Origin of the sequence: Halopseudomonas oceani, from assembly GCF_002903165.1 — a bacterium.
Lineage (GTDB): Bacteria > Pseudomonadota > Gammaproteobacteria > Pseudomonadales > Pseudomonadaceae > Halopseudomonas > Halopseudomonas oceani.
The window spans coordinates 233425-252154 of sequence record NZ_PPSK01000003.1 but is presented as its reverse complement, the minus strand read 5'-3'; the positions used below and the strand labels follow the sequence as shown (position 1 = coordinate 252154).

Below are 18730 nucleotides of genomic sequence, written 5' to 3'. Positions count from 1 at the left end.
GTTGGCAGGTGATGAACTCCGCGGTGGCCGCCGCTGCCGCCGCGGTTTGTCTTTAGCATTTTGTTGATGGGATCAGCATGCGTGAAAAGGTAACCGGGGCCCGTCGCTGGGTGGTCAAGATTGGCAGTGCGCTGCTGACTGGCGACGGACGTGGTCTCGATCAGGCGGCGATGGCTGTATGGGTAGAGCAGTTGGCGGCATTGCGTGCTTCTGGTGCTCAGGTGGTGCTGGTGTCGTCCGGTGCGGTCGCGGCGGGTATGAGTCGGCTGGGTTGGCGCGAGCGGCCAAAGACAACGCATGATCTGCAGGCGGCGGCAGCCATTGGTCAGATGGGGTTGGTGCAGGCGTGGGAATCGAGCTTCCAGCGTCATGGTTTGTCTACTGCCCAGATTCTGCTTACCCATGACGACCTCTCTGATCGCAAGCGTTACCTCAATGCACGCAGCACCTTGCGCGCGTTGCTGGACCTGGGTGTTATTCCGGTCATCAATGAAAACGATACGGTGATCACGGATGAGATCCGCTTTGGTGATAACGACACGCTGGGTGCGCTGGTAACCAATCTGGTCGAGGCTGATCTGCTGGTTATTCTGACGGATCGTGATGGCTTGTTCACTGCTGATCCGCGCAGCAACCCGGGCGCCGAGTTGGTTTCGTCGGCGATGGCTGACGACCCGGAGCTGGATGCTATGGCGGGTGGCAGCTCTGGGGCGCTCGGTCGAGGTGGTATGGCAACCAAGCTGCGAGCGGCACGCCTAGCGGCCCGTTCCGGCGCTGCAACCGTTATTGTGGGTGGTCGTCTGGATCGGGTGATTGACCGCCTGCATGCTGGCGAGTCGCTGGGTACGTTGCTGTTGTCGGAAAAGGGTATGCTGGTGGCGCGCAAGCAGTGGTTGGCGGGGCATCTGCAGACGCGTGGCCGCTTGCTGCTGGACGCGGGCGCGGTTCGGGCTTTACGTTCGGGTAGAACCAGTTTGTTGCCTGTCGGTGTGACCGCCGTTGAGGGTGGTTTTCGGCGTGGCGAGATGGTGGTCTGCGTGGGGCCTGACGGGCGAGAGGTTGCGCGCGGGCTTGCCAACTACGCGGCGCAGGATGCGTCACGCATTGCTGGTAAAACGACTGATGAGATTGCTGGCATTCTCGGCTATATCGACGACCCGGAGATGGTGCACAAAGATAATCTCGTTCTGGTGTGATCTGTGCGGCCACGGCATGCCGTGGCTCCGCAAGGGTCAGGCCGTGTTGGTGTTTGAAATGACGGGGTGGTAGGGGCGTCGGTCACTTGTAGGGACGCGACATGTTGCGCCCGCAATATTGCATATTTTCTGCAGGCACAAAAAAAACCGGCCAAGGCCGGTTTTTTTATTCAGCAAGAACAGCGGTATCAGGCGGCTTCAGCCATGGCCTTGATGTGCGCGTTCAGGCGGCTCTTGTGGCGAGCGGCCTTGTTCTTGTTGATGATGCCTTTGTCAGCCATACGGTCAATGACCGGAACGGCAGCAGTGTAGGCTGCCTTGGCTTTGTCGAGGTCCTTGGCATCAATCGCCTTAACGACGTTTTTGATGTAGGTACGGACCATGGAGCGCAGGCTTGCATTGTGGTTGCGGCGCTTCTCGGCCTGCTTGGCGCGTTTCTTGGCTTGAGGTGAGTTGGCCACCGTCTTGCTCCTCAGAAAATCTGGATGAATTAGGTACAAACAAGGCCGCGTACTATGCCGCCGGTCTTGCGGATTGTCAAGCATGTGTGAGCTTGCTTGAACGGCTCTGTTGACCGGTGGTCACAGTGGCCGAAGTGGCGGCATTTTACACACGTGCAGCCTGACAAGGGCAAGTGCTCGCCGCTATCATGGCGCTTTTATTTTGGTGCGATATTACATGTCTCAACCTGCTGTCCCTGAACCTGCTGCACCAAAGGCCCCAAGTCTGCTTAGATCCGGCTTGGTTGTCAGTGTCATGACGCTGTTGTCGCGGGTGCTGGGCATGGTGCGAGATATTGTCGTCGCTGCCTATTTCGGCTCGCAGTCTGAAGCAGATGCCTTCTTCATCGCCTTCAAGATTCCCAACTTTCTGCGTCGATTGTTTGCCGAAGGTGCCTTTGCCCAGGCCTTTGTGCCGGTGTTGTCGGAGTATCGCACCAAGTGCACGCTGGCGGAGGTCAGGCAGCTGGTTGATCGAGTGACCGGTACGCTTGGGCTGACGCTGGCCGGGATCACCGCGCTTGGCGTCGCCGGCGCGCCCGTCATCATCACCCTGTTTGCGCCGGGCTTTCATGGTGATGACGCCAAGCTGGCGCTGGCGACCGACATGCTGCGCATCACCTTTCCCTATCTGTTTCTGATTTCGTTGACAGCACTGTGCGGGTCGATCCTCAACAGCTATGGCCGTTTTGCAGTGCCAGCCTTCACGCCGGTGCTGCTGAACGTCTGCATGATCGGTGCGACCCTGTTCCTGACACCCTATTTCGCACAACCGATTATGGCGCTGGCCTGGGGCGTGTTTATCGCGGGTGTTGCCCAGTTGTTGTTTCAGTTGCCGTTTCTGGCGCAGATCAAGTTGCTGCCGGTGCCGCGGCCCAATCGCCGTGATCCTGGCGTAAAGCGCATCATGACGCTGATGGTGCCGGCGCTGTTCGGCGTGTCGGTCAGCCAGATCAACCTGTTGCTGGATACCGTGCTGGCATCCTTTCTGCAGACCGGCAGCATTTCCTGGCTGTATTACGCCGATCGGCTGTCGGAGCTGCCGCTCGGGGCATTCGGTATTGCCATCGGTACGGTCATTCTGCCGGCGCTGTCGCGCCAGCATGCCGGTGAGGACCTCAAGGCATTCGGTCGCACGCTGGACTGGGCGGTGCGCATGGTGCTGCTGGTGGGCGTGCCGGCTGCGCTGGCGCTGCTGTTGCTGGCCGAGCCGCTGATTGCCACGCTGTTTCACTATGGCGCGATGACCGGCGATGACGTTAGCCAGTCAGCCGCTGCACTGCGAGCATACTCCGTTGGTGTGATGACCTTCATGCTGATCAAGGTGCTGGCCCCCGGCTACTTTGCCCGCCAGGACACCAAAACACCGGTGCGTATCGCCATTATCTGCATGGTCTCCAATATGGGGCTCAACCTGCTGCTGATCTGGCCGCTGCAGCACGTGGGGTTGGCCTTGGCTACCTCGCTGTCAGCCCTGCTCAATGCCGGGTTGCTGTGGTGGGGGTTGCGTCGTGACGGTGTCTATCATGCGCAGCCAGGGTGGCCGCGATTTGCGTTGCGCCTGTTTGCCGCGACTGTCGCGATGGCTGCGCTACTGTTGTGGCTGGTGCCAGCAACAGCGGATTGGCTGTCCTGGGGCTGGCAGCGCAAGGCCTGGGAGATGGCATTGCTGGTGGTCGGGGGTATGGTGGTCTACCTTGGCGTACTGTTTGCGCTGGGGTTGCGTCTGCGCGATCTGCGCGGCGCACGGGGTTGAACGGCATGACGAGCAACCCCGCAAGCCTGTATACTGCGGCGTTTCGATTTACCCACCACTGACGAGCATTATGGAACTGGTCCGCGGTTTACATAACCTGCGGCCCCGGCACCGGGGCTGCGCCGCCACTATCGGCAACTTTGATGGTGTACATGTTGGACATCAGGCTATTCTTTCGCGCCTGCGAGCGCATTCAGAACGTCTTGGTCTGCCCGGCTGCGTGGTGATCTTTGAACCGCAACCCCGCGAGTTCTTCGCACCCGATGCTGCGCCGCCCAGGCTGACCCGCTTGCGCGAGAAGCTGACGCTGCTGCAACAGAACGGGGTGGACCGGGTATTGTGCCTGGCGTTCAATCGCAGGCTGCGCGAGCTCAGCGCCGAGCAGTTTGTGCAGCAGGTGCTGATTGATGGCCTGGGTGTGCGTCACCTCGAGGTGGGTGACGACTTCCGCTTTGGCTGTGATCGTTCCGGCGATTTTGCTTTCTTGCAACAAAGTGGTCGCGCTCATGGCTTTACGGTCGAGGCGGCCAACACGGTTGCAGAGAGCGGTGAGCGGATCAGTAGCAGCCGCCTGCGCCAGGTGCTGGCCGACGGCGACTTTATTCTTGCCTCGCTGTTGCTTGGTCGCCCGTTCAGCATCACCGGGCGGGTGGTTTATGGGCAACAGCTGGGACGCACCATCGGTGCGCCGACCGCCAATATTCAGCTCAAGCGGGTGAATCCGCCGCTGCATGGCGTGTACCGCGTCAGCGTTGAGCTGGACGGCGTGGTGCGCAAGGGCGTGGCCAATATCGGCAAGCGCCCCTCGGTCAGTGGGGATGGCAAGGCGCACCTAGAGGTGCATCTGTTTGATTTTTCCGGCGATCTGTATGGTCGCCGGCTGACCGTCGTTTTTCACCAGAAGTTGCGGGACGAAAAGCGTTTCGACTCGCTGGACGCATTGCAGGCGGCGATCAAGGCCGATTTTGCTGCCGCCAGGGCCCAGTGGGGTCTGTAAATTTTTCGAGAGCCTGATAGAAAATGACCGACTACAAAGCGACATTGAATCTGCCCGCCACGGATTTCCCGATGAAGGCCGGGCTGCCGAACCGTGAACCGCAGACGCTCAAGCGTCTGGACGGCCTGTACCAGCGGATTCGGGAAGTCAGCCAGGGGCGGCCGCAGTTTGTCCTGCACGATGGCCCCCCGTACGCCAACGGCGTTATTCATATCGGTCATGCGCTCAACAAGATCATCAAGGACATGATCGTCCGCTCCAAGACCCTGTCGGGTTTTGATGCTCCCTATGTGCCGGGTTGGGACTGCCACGGCCTGCCGATTGAGCACAAGGTGGAAACGACCCACGGCAAGCATCTGCCGGCCGATCAGGTCCGCGCGCTCTGCCGCGAGTACGCGGGCGAGCAGGTTGCGCTGCAGAAGGCCGACTTCATTCGCTTGGGCGTGCTGGGTGACTGGGACAATCCCTACCTGACCATGAACTATGCCAACGAGGCGGGCGAGATTCGCGCGCTGGGCCGTATGGTCGAACAGGGCGTGGTGTTCAAGGGCCTCAAACCGGTCAACTGGTGCTTTGACTGTGGCTCGGCGCTGGCCGAGGCCGAGGTCGAGTATCAGGACAAGAAGTCCGACGCCATTGATGTCGCCTTCCCGGTCGAGGATGCCGACAAGCTGGCGGCAGCCTTCGGTCTGGATACGCTGCCCAAGCCGGCAGCCATGGTTATCTGGACCACAACTCCCTGGACCATTCCCGCCAACCAGGCGCTGAATGCCCATCCGGAATTCAATTACGCGCTGGTTGATACCGGTGAGCGCCTGCTGGTGCTGGCCGAGGATCTGGTTGCCGACTGTCTGGCGCGTTATGGCCTGGAAGGCGAGGTGATCGCCACTACCACCGGTGCGGCGCTGGAGTTGATCAACTTCCGTCACCCGCTGTATGACCGCCTGTCGCCGGTTTACCTGGCTGACTATGTCGAGCTTGATGCTGGCACCGGTATCGTTCACTCCGCTCCGGCCTATGGTGAAGAGGACTTCCGTACCTGTAAGCAGTACGGCATGCACAACGATGACATTCTCAGCCCGGTGCAGAGCAATGGTGTCTACGTTCAGGACCTGCCGTTCTTCGGCGGCCAGTTTATCTGGAAGGCCAACCCGGCCATCGTTGCCAAGCTGGAGGAGGTGGGCGCGCTGCTCAAGCATCAGAGCATTCAGCACAGCTACATGCATTGCTGGCGCCACAAGACGCCGCTGATCTACCGCGCTACCGCCCAGTGGTTTGTCGGCATGGACGTGCCAGTCGCTGGTGGCGAGACTCTGCGCGAGCGCTCGCTCAAGGCCATTGAAGATACTGACTTTGTCCCCGCTTGGGGCAAGCAGCGCCTGCACAACATGATCGCCGGTCGCCCGGACTGGTGTATCTCCCGTCAGCGTAACTGGGGCGTACCGATTCCGTTCTTCCTGCATCGCGAGTCGGGCGAACTGCATCCGCGCACCGTTGAGCTGATCGAGCAGGTTGCCCTGCGTGTAGAGCAGCAGGGTATCGATGCCTGGTTCAACCTGGATGCGGCCGAACTGCTGGGCGACGAAGCCGCCCAGTATGAAAAGATCAGCGATACCCTGGACGTCTGGTTCGACTCCGGCACCACCCACTGGCACGTGATGCGCGGCTCGCACCCGATGGGCCACGATCAGGGGCCACGCGCTGATCTGTACTTGGAAGGCTCTGACCAGCACCGCGGCTGGTTCCACTCGTCGCTGCTGACCGGTTGTGCGATCGACGGTCATGCACCTTATCGTGGCCTGCTGACCCATGGTTTCACGGTCGACGAGAAAGGCCGCAAGATGTCCAAGTCGCTGGGTAACACCATCGCGCCGCAGAAGGTCAACGATACCCTGGGGGCCGACATTCTGCGTCTGTGGGTGTCTTCGACCGATTACACCGCCGAGATTGCCGTCTCCGATCAGATCCTGCAGCGCAGCGCCGATGCCTATCGTCGTATCCGCAATACCGCGCGCTTCCTACTGTCAAACCTGAGCGGCTTCGACCCGGCGACCGACGCGCTGCCGGCTGAGCAGATGCTGGATCTGGACCGTTGGGCAGTTGACCGTGCTCTGCTGCTGCAGCAGGAAATCGTCGAGGCCTACGAGACCTATCGCTTCTGGAACGTTTATCAGAAGGTACATAACTTCTGCGTGCAGGAGCTGGGTGGCTTCTATCTCGATATCATCAAGGACCGTCAGTACACCACACAGGCCAATAGCGTGGCGCGTCGTTCCTGCCAGACTGCGCTGTATCACATTGCCGAGGCGCTGGTACGCTGGGTTGCTCCGATCCTGTGCTTCACTGCTGAAGAGCTGTGGCAGTACCTGCCGGGTGAGCGCAGTGACTCGGTCATGCTCAACACCTGGTACGAAGGGCTTGAGGCGCTGCCGGAAGGGCAGGCCTTGGGCCGCGAGTTCTGGGCTCAGGTAATGGGTGTGAAAGAAGCGGTCAACAAGGAAATGGAAAACCTGCGCAATGCCAAGGTGCTGCGCGGTAACCTGGAAGCCGAAGTTACCCTCTACGCCGACGACAGCCTGCGCGCTGCGCTGGCCCAGCTGGGCGACGAGCTACGCTTCGTGCTGATCACGTCGCAGGCCACTCTGGCACCGCTGGCCGAGGCGGGCGAGCAGGCGGTAGAGACCGACGTGGCTGGGCTGAAGCTGCAGATCGTCAAGTCTGGCGCTGCCAAGTGCGCGCGCTGCTGGCACCTGCGCGCCGACGTCGGCAGCCACGCCGCTCACCCGGATATCTGTGGTCGCTGCGTCGAGAATATCGAAGGCGCCGGTGAGGTACGCAAGCATGCCTGATGTCCGCAAGGGCAGTTTGATCTGGCTGGCGCTGTCGGTACTGGTCATCGTGCTCGACCAACTGACCAAATGGGTGGCTGTGTCGGAGCTGCAGCTGTATCAGCAGGTGCCGATCATCGATGACCTGTTCAGCTTTACGCTGGCCTACAACACCGGTGCTGCATTCAGCTTTCTGGCTGACGCCAGTGGCTGGCAGCGCTGGCTGTTTGCCGTCATCGCAGTCGTTGTGAGCGTAGTGCTGTGTGTCTGGCTTGCGCGGCTGGATCGCAGCAAAAAGCTAGAAGCCATCGCGTTGGCACTGATTTTGGGTGGCGCCATCGGTAATCTGTATGACCGGGTGATTCACGGCAAGGTCATTGACTTCATTCTGGTGCACTGGCAGCAGAGCTGGTTCTTTCCGGCCTTCAATATTGCCGACAGCGCCATTACCGTTGGTGCGGCATTGCTGCTGTTCGACATGTTTTTCGGCAGGAAGCCGGAGCAAAATTGACCGCTGGTCCGCGTAAGCGGGCCCGGCTTTCCAGGCGAGATTCCCATGACAGAAACGCGTATTGGTCACGAGTCCGAAGTAACCCTGCACTTTACCCTCAAGCTGCCTAATGGCGACGTGGTCGACACCACAACCGACAAGCAGCCAGCGACATTCAAGGTCGGTGACGGTAGCCTGCTGCCCGGTTTCGAACAGGTGCTGTTCGGTCTCAAGGCTGGCGACTGCCGCAGTTTTGACATCGAGCCCGAGCGCGGCTTCGGGCCGGGCAACGAGCAGAATATCCAGACCATCGCCCGTGACCAGTTTGACGAAATAGAGCTGGAGCCGGGCCTGTTGGTGATCTTTGCCGACGCCGCCGGCGGTGAGTTGCCCGGCGTGGTCAAGCAGGTGCATGATTCGGTGGTCGAGGTTGACTTCAATCATCCGCTGGCCGGCAAGGTCATCACCTTTGACGTCGAGATCGTCGACGTTCGCTGATCGCGCTACCGGTCAGTCCATTTTTTTGATACTCCAGCGAGGCTTTTCATGCAGATCAAACTGGCCAACCCCCGCGGCTTTTGCGCTGGCGTCGATCGAGCCATCGAGATCGTCAATCGCGCGCTGGAAGTGTTCGGTCCGCCAATCTACGTGCGGCACGAGGTCGTCCATAACAAGTTTGTGGTCGAGGATCTGCGCAATCGCGGCGCGGTGTTTGTCGAAGAAATCGATCAGGTACCGGATGATGTGATCGTCATTTTCAGCGCCCATGGTGTATCCCAGGCGGTGCGCCAGGAGGCAGCGGATCGCGGCCTCAAAGTGTTCGATGCCACCTGCCCTCTGGTGACCAAGGTGCATATGGAAGTGAGCCGCTACAGCCGTGACGGACGCGAATGCATCCTCATCGGTCACGCCGGTCACCCTGAAGTTGAAGGCACCATGGGGCAGTACGACGCCAGCAACGGCGGCGCAATCTATCTGGTTGAGGATGAGGCAGACGTCGCGCGACTGGACGTCAAGGACCCGGAGCGTCTGGCCTTCGTGACCCAGACCACCTTGTCGATGGACGATACAGCGCGGGTGATTGACGCCCTTCGGGCACGCTTCCCGGCGATTGACGGGCCGCGCAAGGATGACATCTGCTATGCCACTCAGAATCGTCAGGATGCGGTCAAGCAGTTGGCGAGTTCCTGTGATGTGGTGCTGGTGGTGGGTAGCCCAAACAGTTCCAACTCCAATCGTCTGCGTGAGCTTTCCGAGCGCATGGGTACGCCTGCCTATTTGATTGATGGTGCTGAAGAGATTCAGGCGAGCTGGCTTGAAGGTGTGCAAATTGTCGGCGTCACCGCTGGTGCATCAGCGCCTGATGTGTTGGTACGTCAGGTCATCGCGCACTTGCATGCACAGGGGGCTACGGGGGCTGAAGAGCTGGCCGGCAAGGAAGAGAACATCGTTTTCAGTATGCCGAAAGAGCTACGGGTGGTACAGCTGTAGGGGCGCGGCATGCCGCGCCCGCAGGCGTTGCACTGTCGTTGACCGAACGCTTACTGGCTGCTCGGCCACAGCCCCCTGATACCGGCAATGCCCTGTGCGCCAGCGTGGTGGGCGGTATTCAGCTCGGCCAGCGTCAGCCCACCCATCAGGTAGGTTGGTAGGCGGCAGCGCCTTAGCATGGCATGGGCGCTTTCCCAGCCGAGGGGTAGGGCGTCGGGATGAGTCTTCGTGGGTAAAACCGGCGACAGCGTTACAAAATCCACCTCCAGCATTTCCGCCATCTGCAGCTCTTCTGCATTGTGGCAGGAAGCCGCTAACCAGCGACCCTTTGGCAGCGGACGAACTGGTGTTGGCTGCTGGACAAGCTCGCGAAGCTGGGCGGCGGTGAGGTGCCAGCCAGTGTTGCTCTCGGTAGGGGGGCTTTCGCCTTTGAGCATGAAGGTCACCTGCGCTCCCCAGCGTGCAAGCACCTGCTTGCTGAGTTCGTTGTACTGGTCAGCGTTGAGTTGGGTTTGACGCAGTTGAATCAGTTGAATGCCCGAGTCGATTGCACGTTCAATGCCACTGAATAGCTCGTGCTCGTTGCAGTCCGGGGTGATCAGATAGCGATCAGGCAACTGGGCAGCCGTGACGATCGGCTGATTGGCAGCGGGAAAGCTGAATTGGGGCAGCTGGGATTCGCGCACCCACAGCACTGGCTGACCCTCGGCGCCGTGTGCCGAGCCCCTGAATGAGCTGACTTCCCATACGTCCAGCTGAATATGCTTGTCGGGGTAGTCGTGATGCAGGCCGATCAGTGGGCGGGCGTCGTCAATTTCAATGCCCAGTTCTTCGCGCAGCTCACGCCGAAGCGCCTCATGACGTGATTCGCCCTTTTCAAGTTTGCCGCCGGGGAACTCCCATAGGCCGCCTTGATGCGCACTGTCCGGGCGCTTGGCAATTAGAATTCGGCGATCTGCGTCGCGAATGACTGCTGCCATGACGTGAATGCGGCGCATGCTCAGCGCTCCGGCAAGTCTTCGGAAAAGACGTCCTGCTCGTCGTCGGCGCGACCCTCGATGACGTGCTCCTCTGCCGCCCAGGCTCCAAGGTCGATCAATCGGCACCGGTGGCTGCAGAAAGGCCGCTCCGGGAAACTGTCGTCCCAGGTTACCGGCGCCTTGCAAGTGGGGCAGTTGACGGTGAGTGTCATGATTGTGTCTCCAGCAATTGAAGGTAACGCTGGTGAAGCGCGTCTACCTGCGCATGCAAGGCTGCCAGGTCGCTGCCGTTGGTCAGTACGTCGTGAGCGTGACGGAGGCGCTCCTCACGCTGTGCCTGAGCCTGCATGATTGCGCGTACCTGTGCTTCCGGCACGGCGTCGCGTTGTACCGTGCGACTCAGCTGCACGGCTTCTGGTACGTCAACCACGATGACGCGCTTGGTCAGTGCGTTCTGCCCCGATTCAACCAGCAGCGGCGACACCAGTAGCGCGTAGGGTGAGCTGGCGGACTTCAAATCGGTGATGATCTCATCTCGAATCAGCGGATGTAGAAGTTGTTCCAGCCACTGGCGCTCGGCGGGCGCGGCAAAAACCTGTTCACGCAGCGCTGCGCGGTTGAGGCTGCCGTCCTCCAGCAGAATGGCGTCACCGAAACGATCAACAATGTGTTGCAGGGCTGGCTTGCCGGGTTGAACTACGACGCGGGATTTTTCGTCAGCATCGACGACGTGGATGCCGTGTGCGGTGGCAAAGCGATTAGCGGCAGCGGTTTTGCCGCTGCCGATACCGCCAGTCAGGCCAATGATCATCGGGTACTGCTCCTCGGGATGGAGCCGGCTGCTATCAGAAGCCGGCGAACTGCAGATACTGGCTGGTGATTGTCTCACCCCAGATCAGTGCTATCCAGCCGGCAATCGCCAGATAGGGCCCGAAGGGCAGAGGCGTGCTGTTGTCTGCTCCCCGTGTCTTGAGGATGATAATGCCGAGGATGGCGCCAACCAGTGAAGACAGCAAAATCGTCAGCGGCAAAATTTGCCAGCCACCCCAGGCGCCCAGCATGGAGAGCAGCTTGAAGTCGCCATAGCCCATGCCTTCCTTACCGGTAATCAGCTTGAACAGCCAATAAACTGACCAGAGACTTAGATAACCTGCGATGGCTCCCCATAAAGCCGTGTTGAGATCCGTGTAGAGGCCAAGGCTATTGGCAATCAGGCCGAGCCAGAGCAAGGGGAGTACCAGTGCATCCGGCAGTAGCTGGGTGTCGGCGTCGATCATGCTGAGGCTGATCAAGCCCCAGGTCAGCAGGATCATGCCACCTGCAGCCCAGTTGAAGCCGTACTGCCACGCAACCACCATTGAGAGGGCGGCGGTCAAGGCTTCCACCAGCGGGTAGCGAGCGCTGATCGGATGGCGGCACTGGCCGCAGCGGCCGCGGAGAATCAGGTAGCTGATGATTGGCAGGTTTTGCCAGGCCTTGATCTCGGTTTTGCAGTGCGGGCAGTGTGAGTGCGGCAACAGCAGATTATAGGTTTCTGCTGCAGGGGGTTCTGTGTCGGGTTCGAGTAGTTCGAGGGCCTGTTGACGCCATTCCCGCTCCATCATATGTGGCAGGCGGTGAATGACGACGTTGAGGAAGCTGCCGACAATCAGGCCCAGCAGACCTGCGAGCAAAACAAAGGCCAGCGCGTGGCTGGCCAGATAGTCAATGAGCGGCATGTGTTAAACGACGTTACCCAGCTGGAAGATCGGCAGGTACATGGCGACAATCAGGCCGCCGACGAGAATACCCAGCACCGACATGATCATCGGCTCCAGCAGGGTGGTCAGGTTGTCCACCTTGTTGTCTACCTCTGCCTCATAATAATCGGCGACTTTTTCCAGCATGCCGTCCAGGTTACCGGACTCTTCGCCAATCCCGGTCATCTGGGTCGCCAGAGAGGGGAAAACCTTGGTGGCGCGCATGGAGAAGTTGAGCTGTGAGCCAGCTGATACGTCTTCTTTGATCTTCATTGCTGCGTTGTAGAACACCACGTTACCGGAAGCACCGGCGACCGAATCCAGGGCATCCACCAGCGGCACACCTGCAGCAAAGGTAGTGGACAGGGTTCGTGCGTAACGGGCCACGGCAGCCTGATAAACGATATCGCCAACGATTGGTGCTTTTAAAAGTGCGCGGTCTTCGAAGTCGCGGAAGGGTTTTGATCTTTGATGAGCTTGGGAATATGCAAAACCTATTGCGATGATTAGTCCGAGAGCTACAAACCACCATGATTGCAGCCATTCAGATATGCCGATTACAAACAGGGTGAATGCAGGTAGTTCGGCACCGAAGTTAGCAAAGACGTCCTGAAATGCGGGTACCACTTTCAGTAGCATGATGCACGTCACGATGATCGCGACCACAATGACTGCTACAGGGTAGGTCATTGCCTTCTTGATTTTGGCCTTGAGGGCTTCTGTTTTCTCTTTATAAGTTGCGATACGGTCCAGCAGCGACTCGAGTCGACCTGATTGCTCACCGGACTCAACCAGGTTGCAGAACAGATCGTCGAAGTACTTGGGGTGCTGTCGCAGAGAGTCCGCCAGGGTGTTACCGGCAGCAACATCGGTCTTGATCTCGGTGACCAGCTTGCCGACGCTGGGGTTTTCGGCGCCTTCGGCGATGATTTCGAAGGACTGGATAATGGGGACGCCGGATTCCATCATGGTCGCCAACTGGCGAGTAAAAAAGGCGATGTCCAGCGGCTTGATCGGCTTGGGGCGTTTGCCGAATAGGGCGGACTCGCGCTTGATTTTGGTAACCAGGATGCCCTGTTTGCGCAGCTGGGTCTTCACCAGTGCGGCGTTTTCACCCTGCAGGACGCCATCGATTCTGGTGCCCTTGCGATCCTTGCCTTCCCATTTAAAGGGGTAAAGCTTCTCTTCTTTCTTGGCCTTCCTGGCGGGTTTCTTCTTCAATGCGGCTTGTTGCGCCATGACTTAATCCTTGGTCACTCGGTTGACTTCCGCCAGGCTAGTGACACCCTCTGTTACTTTCATAAGGGCGGACTGGCGCAGGTTTCTGAAACCCTCACTCTGGGCTACGTCAGAGATCTGAATAGAGTTGCCGTCTTCCATGATGATGCGCTGCATCGCTGGGGTGATCTTGACGACCTCATAGATACCAACACGTCCTTTATAACCGTCTTTGCAGTTTTCGCAACCCACGGGCCCGTAAATTGTTAGGCCTGCATCAATTTTTTCCGGAGTGAAGCCCTCTTCAAGCAGTACTTCGCGAGGGACATCTATCTTGGTTTTACAGGTCTTGCACAGGCGTCGGGCCAGTCGTTGGGCGATGATCAGGTTGACGGAGGTGGCAATGTTGAACGATGGCACGCCCATATTGCGCATGCGGGTCAGGGTTTCGGCTGCGCTGTTGGTGTGCAGCGTCGACATGACCATATGGCCAGTCTGGGCAGCCTTGATCGCAATCTCGGCGGTTTCCAGGTCGCGGATCTCACCCACCATGATGATGTCCGGGTCCTGACGCAGGAAGGCGCGCAGCGCTTGGGCAAAATCGAGACCCTGCTTAGGGTTTACGTTGACCTGGTTGATGCCTTCAAGGTTGATTTCAACCGGGTCCTCTGCAGTGGATATGTTGCGTTCCATCGTGTTGAGGATGTTCAGGCCGGTATACAGCGAGACTGTTTTGCCTGAGCCGGTCGGGCCGGTGACTAGAATCATGCCCTGCGGTCTGGCCAAGGCTGCCAGATACATCTGCTTCTGGTCCTCCTCGTAGCCCAGGGCATCAATGCCCATCTTGGCGCTTTCCGAGTCGAGAATACGTAGCACCACCTTTTCACCCCAAAGGGTTGGCAGCGTGTTAACCCGGAAGTCGATTGCCTTGTTCTTGGATATCTTCAGCTTGATGCGGCCATCCTGTGGCTTGCGACGTTCGGCCAGATCCATCGACGACATGACTTTCAGGCGTGCTGCGATGCGCACGCCAAGCTGCACCGGCGGCTTGGCCACCTCATGCAGCACGCCGTCGGTACGGAAGCGCACCCGATACATTTTTTCATAGGGCTCAAAGTGCAAGTCCGAGGAGCCCATGCGCACGGCATCCAGCAGCATCTTGTTGACGAAACGCACGATGGGGGCGTCGTCTGCCTCAGAACCGCCGTCTGACTGGTTGTCGTCCTTAACCGCTTGTACATCAAGGTCATCAAGGTCTGCATCGCCCATGTCACCCAAGCCACCGGTCGGGCTGTCTAGGTACTTCTCTATGGCGTTGAGCAGTTTGTCATCTTCGACAATAACGGCGTCGGTCATCAGGCCTGTGTGAAACTGAACGTCACTCAGTGCCTGCTGGTTGGTCGGGTCTGATATACCAAGGTACAAGCGAGATCCGCGCTTGAATAGCGGTAGCACGTTGTGCTGACGGACCAGCTTTTCACTGACCAACTCTTTGGGCTGGGCCTCTTTGTCCAGCGCACCCAGGTCGAAATAGGGGTAGCCGAACTCCTCGGCACAGGTCATGGCGAGAGATTTGGCATCTGCCAGCTTTTTCTGCACTAGATGCGTGATGAGCGGAATCTTGTCCTGGTTTGCCTGCTGGCATGCCTTGGCTGCCACTTCAGCCTCGATGAGGCCTTCCTGCACAATACGTCGCGCGAGCCCTGAAAGAGCGGGGGTTTCCATGTGGCGATAGTCCCAATCTGCAAAAACGTCAATGCTGCAGACTATAGTACAGACGACGCTGGGATTGAACTGTGGGGATCTGCTTGCTGTGAGCGGTTTGTCAGAGTCGGTACCTTTCACGTGCTTATAGTGAATGTGTAGATGTGACAAAAAATGTCACTTTCTGTCGTGCGGTGTCTTGATAGGTTCGCCCAGTAGGTTTTGTGCTGTAGTTCCTAGGCCGCAATACAGCACTTTGCACGCTGGCGTGATTTTTGCTTTCATCTGTTCAGCCGCTTGGCTATTTCACTTAAAGGAGTAAATACATGAAAGCTCAAGTTCAAAAGGGTTTTACCCTCATCGAACTGATGATCGTGGTTGCGATCATCGGTATTCTGGCTGCTATCGCACTGCCGGCTTACCAGGACTACACTGCTCGTGCCAAAATGTCTGAAGTTGTTCTGGCTGCCAGCTCTGCTCGCACCTGTGTTACTGAGACAGTCCAATCTGCTGGCCGTGACGCTGACCTGACCCAGTGCGGTGGTGACTTCACTGCGACCAGGTACGCTACTGACCTTCAGGTTTCTACCAATGGTGTTGTAACGGTTGACAGCCAAGACGATATCGCTGGTGTGGAAATCGAGCTGTCCCCGGTCTATCAGGGTTCTTTCCACATCACTGAGTGGATCTGCTCTGGCAACATCAGTGGCAATGGCAAGAATGCTTGGCTGCCGGGCTCCTGCCGTTAATGAACTCGAGTTTTTGAGTTGAAGAAGCCCCGCTTTGCGGGGCTTTTTTATGGTAAGGAAATAGGGTGTGTGGAATGCAATGAGTAATATGGCCGGGGTTAGATTTCTGCTTGCGGTGCTAGCTATTGCTTTGCTTTTTGCGGTCTACAAGCAGGGTTTTAGTGGTGCGCTTTATTACGACGACTATGGAAATCTGGAAGGCCTGAGCAAGATCGTTGATCTGCATTCCGCGAAGCAGTTCGTATTTGGCGGTTTTGCCGGTCCGCTAGGCAGGCCGATCGCACTTGCTTCTTTTGCTTTGCAGGCTTCGGGTTGGCCAGAAAACAGTGCCTCATTGCTGTTTGTGAATGCTTTGATCCACCTAGCCAACGCAACATTGTTAGGTTTGCTGGGTTATATGTGCGTGCGGCTCAGCCTGTCGTTACCGCGCGGCAAGGCATTTTGGGTAGCATTTGGTGCGGCTTTATTGTGGGCTGGCTTGCCTTTGCTGGCGTCAACCTCGCTAATAGCAATCCAGCGTATGACCGGGCTGGCAGCACTATTCAGCATCTTGGGTTTGGTTGGTTTTACCTGGTCCTATCGGCTCTACGCAAGTTCACCTGTTCGCGGGCTGTTTTGCCAGTTTTCTTTACTTGGGTTGGGTACTTTGCTGGCCATGTTCAGCAAGGAAAGTGGCGCGCTAACGCCACTTTTTGCACTTGCTATCGAGACTCTTGTACGAAGAGATGTGTTGCGGTCTCCAGGTCATTGGGTCCATAAACTACGGTTTGTAGTATTGCTGCTAGCGTTAGCAGTGTTCTTGATTTACCTCTCGCCTCTTATGCGCGACTATTTTTCAGTCTCTGATGTGCGAGGTTACAGCGCCTGGGAGCGACTGCAAATAGAGCAAGTTGTTTTGTGGGATTATCTTCGTGCATTGTTTGTGCCCATGCCATCCTTATTTGGCCCCTTCCATGATGATTACCCGCGCACGGTCGATAGCCTGTCTTCCGCCGTCGCTGCGTTTGCGTGGTTGCTGGCACTGGTGCTTGGTGTTTGGCTGCACCTGTCCGGCAGGAGTCGCTGGCTGCTATTTGCGGTGCTTTGGTTTATGTTCGGGCATCTGCTGGAGTCCACAACTATCCAGCTGGAGCTGTATTTTGAACATCGCAATTATCTCCCGATGTATGGGGTTTGCCTGGCGTTAACTGTTGCCGTAGTCAGTGTTCCGATGGTCTACCGGCGAGTGGCTGTGTTTTCGTTTGCGCTGTTCGTTTTGCTGCAGTGGGCTGTGTTGCTTTCTGTTACGTCTATGTGGGGGCAGCCGATAAAAGCGGCCAATGTGTGGGCAGCAGAGAAACCTGCCTCTTCACGTGCAGTTACTCATGCGGTATTCCTGGAGCTATCTGGGGCAGATGAGAATGTTGCTGATCTGAATTATCAGTACATACGCAGGCAGCGCTATGAATATACACTTTCGCTTCTGGATCGAACCATCGAACACTGCCCGGGTTGCGTCAGTGTTCGACTTCAGGCAATAGGATACGCCTGCAAACTGAACCGGTTTGACGAGGCAAAGGCGCGCTTGCGCGGCACTGTTTCTTTTGCAGCGGGCGCAGAAAAGCCGCGTTCTGTTGTCGACGGTTTGTTTGGTTTGCGCGAGCTGATTCAAGAGGGCAGGTGTGGCGACCTGAGCGGTAATGATCTTCTTGCCTTGATTGAGGCGCTTTCCGACAGCCAGCTTTTTAAAATCAACCACATTAGCACCCGTATATACTTCCTGGCTGCGGCGGTGGCGGAAGACTTAGGGCGAGCTTCAGAGCGGGATGCCTATCTCCTAAAGGCCGAGGCGTCTTCCCCTGTCGCGCTTCCGGTTTTGCAGTATCAACTGAAGGTGGCGATGGCGACCAATCAACTTGAACAAGCGCTTAAGGCGATCGACCGAAGATATCCCTTTGTGGCTGATAGCAAAGGAGCTATGACTAAGGCCGTACTTGATGAGATAAAGGCTGGCGTTCTTGAGGAAATAGCGCAGGGTTCAACGGGTGGAACGCAGGAGCGAGACGAATGATCGAAGGCGTGGTGAAGGAATCTGATGTCTCCATTGTGATTCCCGCGAAGAATGAGTCAGCTAGTTTGGCGGCTTTGCTTGAACAGCTTCATGCAGTTGCTAAGTGGCGGGAAGTAATCGTAGTTGATGACGGCTCCAGCGATGAAACACAGGCAATCGCGGAAGCTGCAGGCTGTGTTGTTCCTCGTCATCCGTACAGCAAAGGCAATGGTGCCGCGATTAAAACGGGCGCAAGGCTCGCCACCGGTGACGTCATCGTCTTTATGGATGCTGACGGCCAGCATGCCCCGGCAGATATTGAGCGCCTGCTTGCTCGCATTGGTGAGGGATACGACCTAGTTGTCGGTGCCCGGCAGCAAGGCTCTCAAGCCAGCGTTGGGCGTGGGTTGGCAAACGGTTTCTACAACAGATTGGCGACCTATATGACAGGTCACGAAGTCGAGGACCTGACCTCAGGCTTTCGCGCTGTGCGGGCCGATAAGTTCCGGGAGTTCCTGTACCTGCTACCTAACGGGTTTTCCTACCCGACTACGTCAACTATGGCGTTTTTTCGAGCTGGTTATTCAGTCGCATACGAGCCGATCCACGCCGCTCAGCGTGTTGGTAAAAGCCATATAAAGCCATTGAAGGATGGTGTGCGATTTCTGTTGATTATATTCAAGATTGGCACCTTGTATTCACCGTTGAAGTTGTTTGCACCAGTATCTGTGTTGGCGTTTTTTATTGCCACACTCTGGTATGGATACACCTTGATTGTGGACGGGCGTTTCACGAATATGAGTGCGCTTCTTTACACAGGCAGTGTAATGGTCTTTCTGATGGGGCTGATATCGGAGCAGATTACTGCCTTGATGTATAAGGATGGGAGTTGAGGTGCCTTGGTCAAGAGGGATAAGGGAGATGATACCCTTGGCTGGTGTTGCCACGGCTAGTTTTGTCGGAAACAGTCGCATTCATAGTGCGAGGCTCTCAGCTCCGGTTATTGTGAGTAATCCTCAGGCATGATCCCAACAATAGAGCCAAGCCAGATGC

Annotated in this window: 17 protein-coding genes; 10 read left to right on the top strand and 7 right to left on the bottom strand. The window is 57.6% G+C overall.

Annotated elements, in window-relative coordinates; genetic code table 11:
* Positions 1-77: 77 nt before the first annotated feature.
* The gene (gene proB, locus C1949_RS05220) at positions 78-1196 is read left to right on the top strand and encodes a glutamate 5-kinase (protein ID WP_104737408.1); all 1119 of its coding nucleotides are present in this window, start codon (positions 78-80) and stop codon (positions 1194-1196) included.
* Between the two features lie 188 nt (positions 1197-1384).
* On the opposite strand, the gene rpsT is transcribed toward proB, so the two are convergent.
* Positions 1385-1657 (bottom strand): 30S ribosomal protein S20, encoded by a 273-nt coding sequence (rpsT, locus tag C1949_RS05215; protein ID WP_083725310.1) that lies wholly within the window; start codon positions 1655-1657, stop codon positions 1385-1387.
* Positions 1658-1874: 217 nt separating this feature from the next.
* Here rpsT and murJ point away from each other — a divergent pair, with 217 nt between their 5' ends.
* From murJ to ispH, 6 genes are all read left to right on the top strand, one after another.
* Positions 1875-3452 (top strand): murein biosynthesis integral membrane protein MurJ, encoded by a 1578-nt coding sequence (murJ, locus tag C1949_RS05210; RefSeq protein WP_104737407.1) that lies wholly within the window; start codon positions 1875-1877, stop codon positions 3450-3452.
* Between the two features lie 70 nt (positions 3453-3522).
* Positions 3523-4449 (top strand): bifunctional riboflavin kinase/FAD synthetase, encoded by a 927-nt coding sequence (gene ribF / locus C1949_RS05205; RefSeq protein ID WP_104737406.1) that lies wholly within the window; start codon positions 3523-3525, stop codon positions 4447-4449.
* Positions 4450-4472: 23 nt separating this feature from the next.
* Positions 4473-7298 (top strand): isoleucine--tRNA ligase, encoded by a 2826-nt coding sequence (ileS, locus tag C1949_RS05200; protein WP_104737405.1) that lies wholly within the window; start codon positions 4473-4475, stop codon positions 7296-7298.
* A complete protein-coding gene (gene lspA, locus C1949_RS05195) occupies positions 7291-7788 on the top strand; it encodes a signal peptidase II (RefSeq protein WP_104737404.1) in 498 nt (165 codons plus the stop codon). The genes ileS and lspA overlap by 8 nt, the downstream gene beginning before the upstream one ends.
* A 45-nt stretch (positions 7789-7833) precedes the next feature.
* Positions 7834-8265, top strand: coding sequence for an FKBP-type peptidyl-prolyl cis-trans isomerase (gene fkpB, locus C1949_RS05190; RefSeq protein ID WP_104737403.1), 432 nt, complete (start codon positions 7834-7836; stop codon positions 8263-8265).
* A 48-nt stretch (positions 8266-8313) separates the two neighbouring features.
* Positions 8314-9258 (top strand): 4-hydroxy-3-methylbut-2-enyl diphosphate reductase, encoded by a 945-nt coding sequence (ispH, locus tag C1949_RS05185; RefSeq protein ID WP_104737402.1) that lies wholly within the window; start codon positions 8314-8316, stop codon positions 9256-9258.
* A 50-nt stretch (positions 9259-9308) separates the two neighbouring features.
* Here ispH and C1949_RS05180 read toward each other — a convergent pair whose 3' ends face one another.
* Genes C1949_RS05180 through pilB form a run of 6 tightly spaced genes read right to left on the bottom strand, consistent with a single transcriptional unit; the run spans position 9309 to position 14920 of the window.
* Positions 9309-10256, bottom strand: a complete 948-nt coding sequence (locus tag C1949_RS05180; RefSeq protein WP_104737401.1) for a Nudix family hydrolase — start codon at positions 10254-10256, stop codon at positions 9309-9311.
* A gap of 2 nt (positions 10257-10258) precedes the next feature.
* Positions 10259-10450, bottom strand: a complete 192-nt coding sequence (yacG, locus tag C1949_RS05175) for a DNA gyrase inhibitor YacG (protein ID WP_104737400.1) — start codon at positions 10448-10450, stop codon at positions 10259-10261.
* The gene (coaE, locus tag C1949_RS05170) at positions 10447-11049 is read right to left on the bottom strand and encodes a dephospho-CoA kinase (RefSeq protein ID WP_104737399.1); all 603 of its coding nucleotides are present in this window, start codon (positions 11047-11049) and stop codon (positions 10447-10449) included. Before coaE ends, yacG begins: the two co-directional genes overlap by 4 nt.
* A 34-nt stretch (positions 11050-11083) precedes the next feature.
* The gene (locus C1949_RS05165; protein ID WP_104737398.1) at positions 11084-11956 is read right to left on the bottom strand and encodes a prepilin peptidase; all 873 of its coding nucleotides are present in this window, start codon (positions 11954-11956) and stop codon (positions 11084-11086) included.
* A 3-nt stretch (positions 11957-11959) separates the two neighbouring features.
* Complete coding sequence (locus C1949_RS05160; protein ID WP_104737397.1) at positions 11960-13216, bottom strand: type II secretion system F family protein; 1257 nt, start codon at positions 13214-13216, stop codon at positions 11960-11962.
* A gap of 3 nt (positions 13217-13219) precedes the next feature.
* Positions 13220-14920: a type IV-A pilus assembly ATPase PilB gene (gene pilB / locus C1949_RS05155; RefSeq protein ID WP_104737396.1), complete on the bottom strand. Its 1701-nt coding sequence runs from the start codon at positions 14918-14920 to the stop codon at positions 13220-13222.
* A 305-nt stretch (positions 14921-15225) separates the two neighbouring features.
* On the opposite strand from pilB, the gene C1949_RS19745 reads away from it, so the two are divergent.
* The 3 genes from C1949_RS19745 (at position 15226) to C1949_RS05140 (ending at position 18570) form a co-directional block, all read left to right on the top strand.
* A complete protein-coding gene (locus tag C1949_RS19745) occupies positions 15226-15648 on the top strand; it encodes a pilin (RefSeq protein WP_104737395.1) in 423 nt (140 codons plus the stop codon).
* 79 nt (positions 15649-15727) lie between these two features.
* Positions 15728-17698, top strand: coding sequence for a hypothetical protein (locus C1949_RS05145; protein ID WP_104737394.1), 1971 nt, complete (start codon positions 15728-15730; stop codon positions 17696-17698).
* Positions 17695-18570 carry a glycosyltransferase family 2 protein gene (locus C1949_RS05140; protein ID WP_104737393.1) on the top strand — a complete coding sequence of 292 codons (876 nt, stop codon included), beginning with the start codon at positions 17695-17697 and terminating at the stop codon, positions 18568-18570. The genes C1949_RS05145 and C1949_RS05140 overlap by 4 nt, the downstream gene beginning before the upstream one ends.
* Positions 18571-18730: the final 160 nt, after the last annotated feature.

Excerpts from the sequence above, each read along its gene's own strand:
- proB (WP_104737408.1), top strand. The coding sequence starts at position 78 with ATGCGTGAAAAGGTAACCGGGGCCCGTCGCTGGGTGGTCAAGATTGGC.
- murJ (WP_104737407.1), top strand. The coding sequence starts at position 1,875 with ATGTCTCAACCTGCTGTCCCTGAACCTGCTGCACCAAAGGCCCCAAGT.
- ribF (WP_104737406.1), top strand. The coding sequence starts at position 3,523 with ATGGAACTGGTCCGCGGTTTACATAACCTGCGGCCCCGGCACCGGGGC.
- ileS (WP_104737405.1), top strand. The coding sequence starts at position 4,473 with ATGACCGACTACAAAGCGACATTGAATCTGCCCGCCACGGATTTCCCG.
- lspA (WP_104737404.1), top strand. The coding sequence starts at position 7,291 with ATGCCTGATGTCCGCAAGGGCAGTTTGATCTGGCTGGCGCTGTCGGTA.
- fkpB (WP_104737403.1), top strand. The coding sequence starts at position 7,834 with ATGACAGAAACGCGTATTGGTCACGAGTCCGAAGTAACCCTGCACTTT.
- ispH (WP_104737402.1), top strand. The coding sequence starts at position 8,314 with ATGCAGATCAAACTGGCCAACCCCCGCGGCTTTTGCGCTGGCGTCGAT.
- C1949_RS05180 (WP_104737401.1), bottom strand. The coding sequence starts at position 10,256 with ATGCGCCGCATTCACGTCATGGCAGCAGTCATTCGCGACGCAGATCGC.
- yacG (WP_104737400.1), bottom strand. The coding sequence starts at position 10,450 with ATGACACTCACCGTCAACTGCCCCACTTGCAAGGCGCCGGTAACCTGG.
- coaE (WP_104737399.1), bottom strand. The coding sequence starts at position 11,049 with ATGATCATTGGCCTGACTGGCGGTATCGGCAGCGGCAAAACCGCTGCC.
- C1949_RS05165 (WP_104737398.1), bottom strand. The coding sequence starts at position 11,956 with ATGCCGCTCATTGACTATCTGGCCAGCCACGCGCTGGCCTTTGTTTTG.
- C1949_RS05160 (WP_104737397.1), bottom strand. The coding sequence starts at position 13,216 with ATGGCGCAACAAGCCGCATTGAAGAAGAAACCCGCCAGGAAGGCCAAG.
- pilB (WP_104737396.1), bottom strand. The coding sequence starts at position 14,920 with ATGGAAACCCCCGCTCTTTCAGGGCTCGCGCGACGTATTGTGCAGGAA.
- C1949_RS19745 (WP_104737395.1), top strand. The coding sequence starts at position 15,226 with ATGAAAGCTCAAGTTCAAAAGGGTTTTACCCTCATCGAACTGATGATC.
- C1949_RS05145 (WP_104737394.1), top strand. The coding sequence starts at position 15,728 with ATGAGTAATATGGCCGGGGTTAGATTTCTGCTTGCGGTGCTAGCTATT.
- C1949_RS05140 (WP_104737393.1), top strand. The coding sequence starts at position 17,695 with ATGATCGAAGGCGTGGTGAAGGAATCTGATGTCTCCATTGTGATTCCC.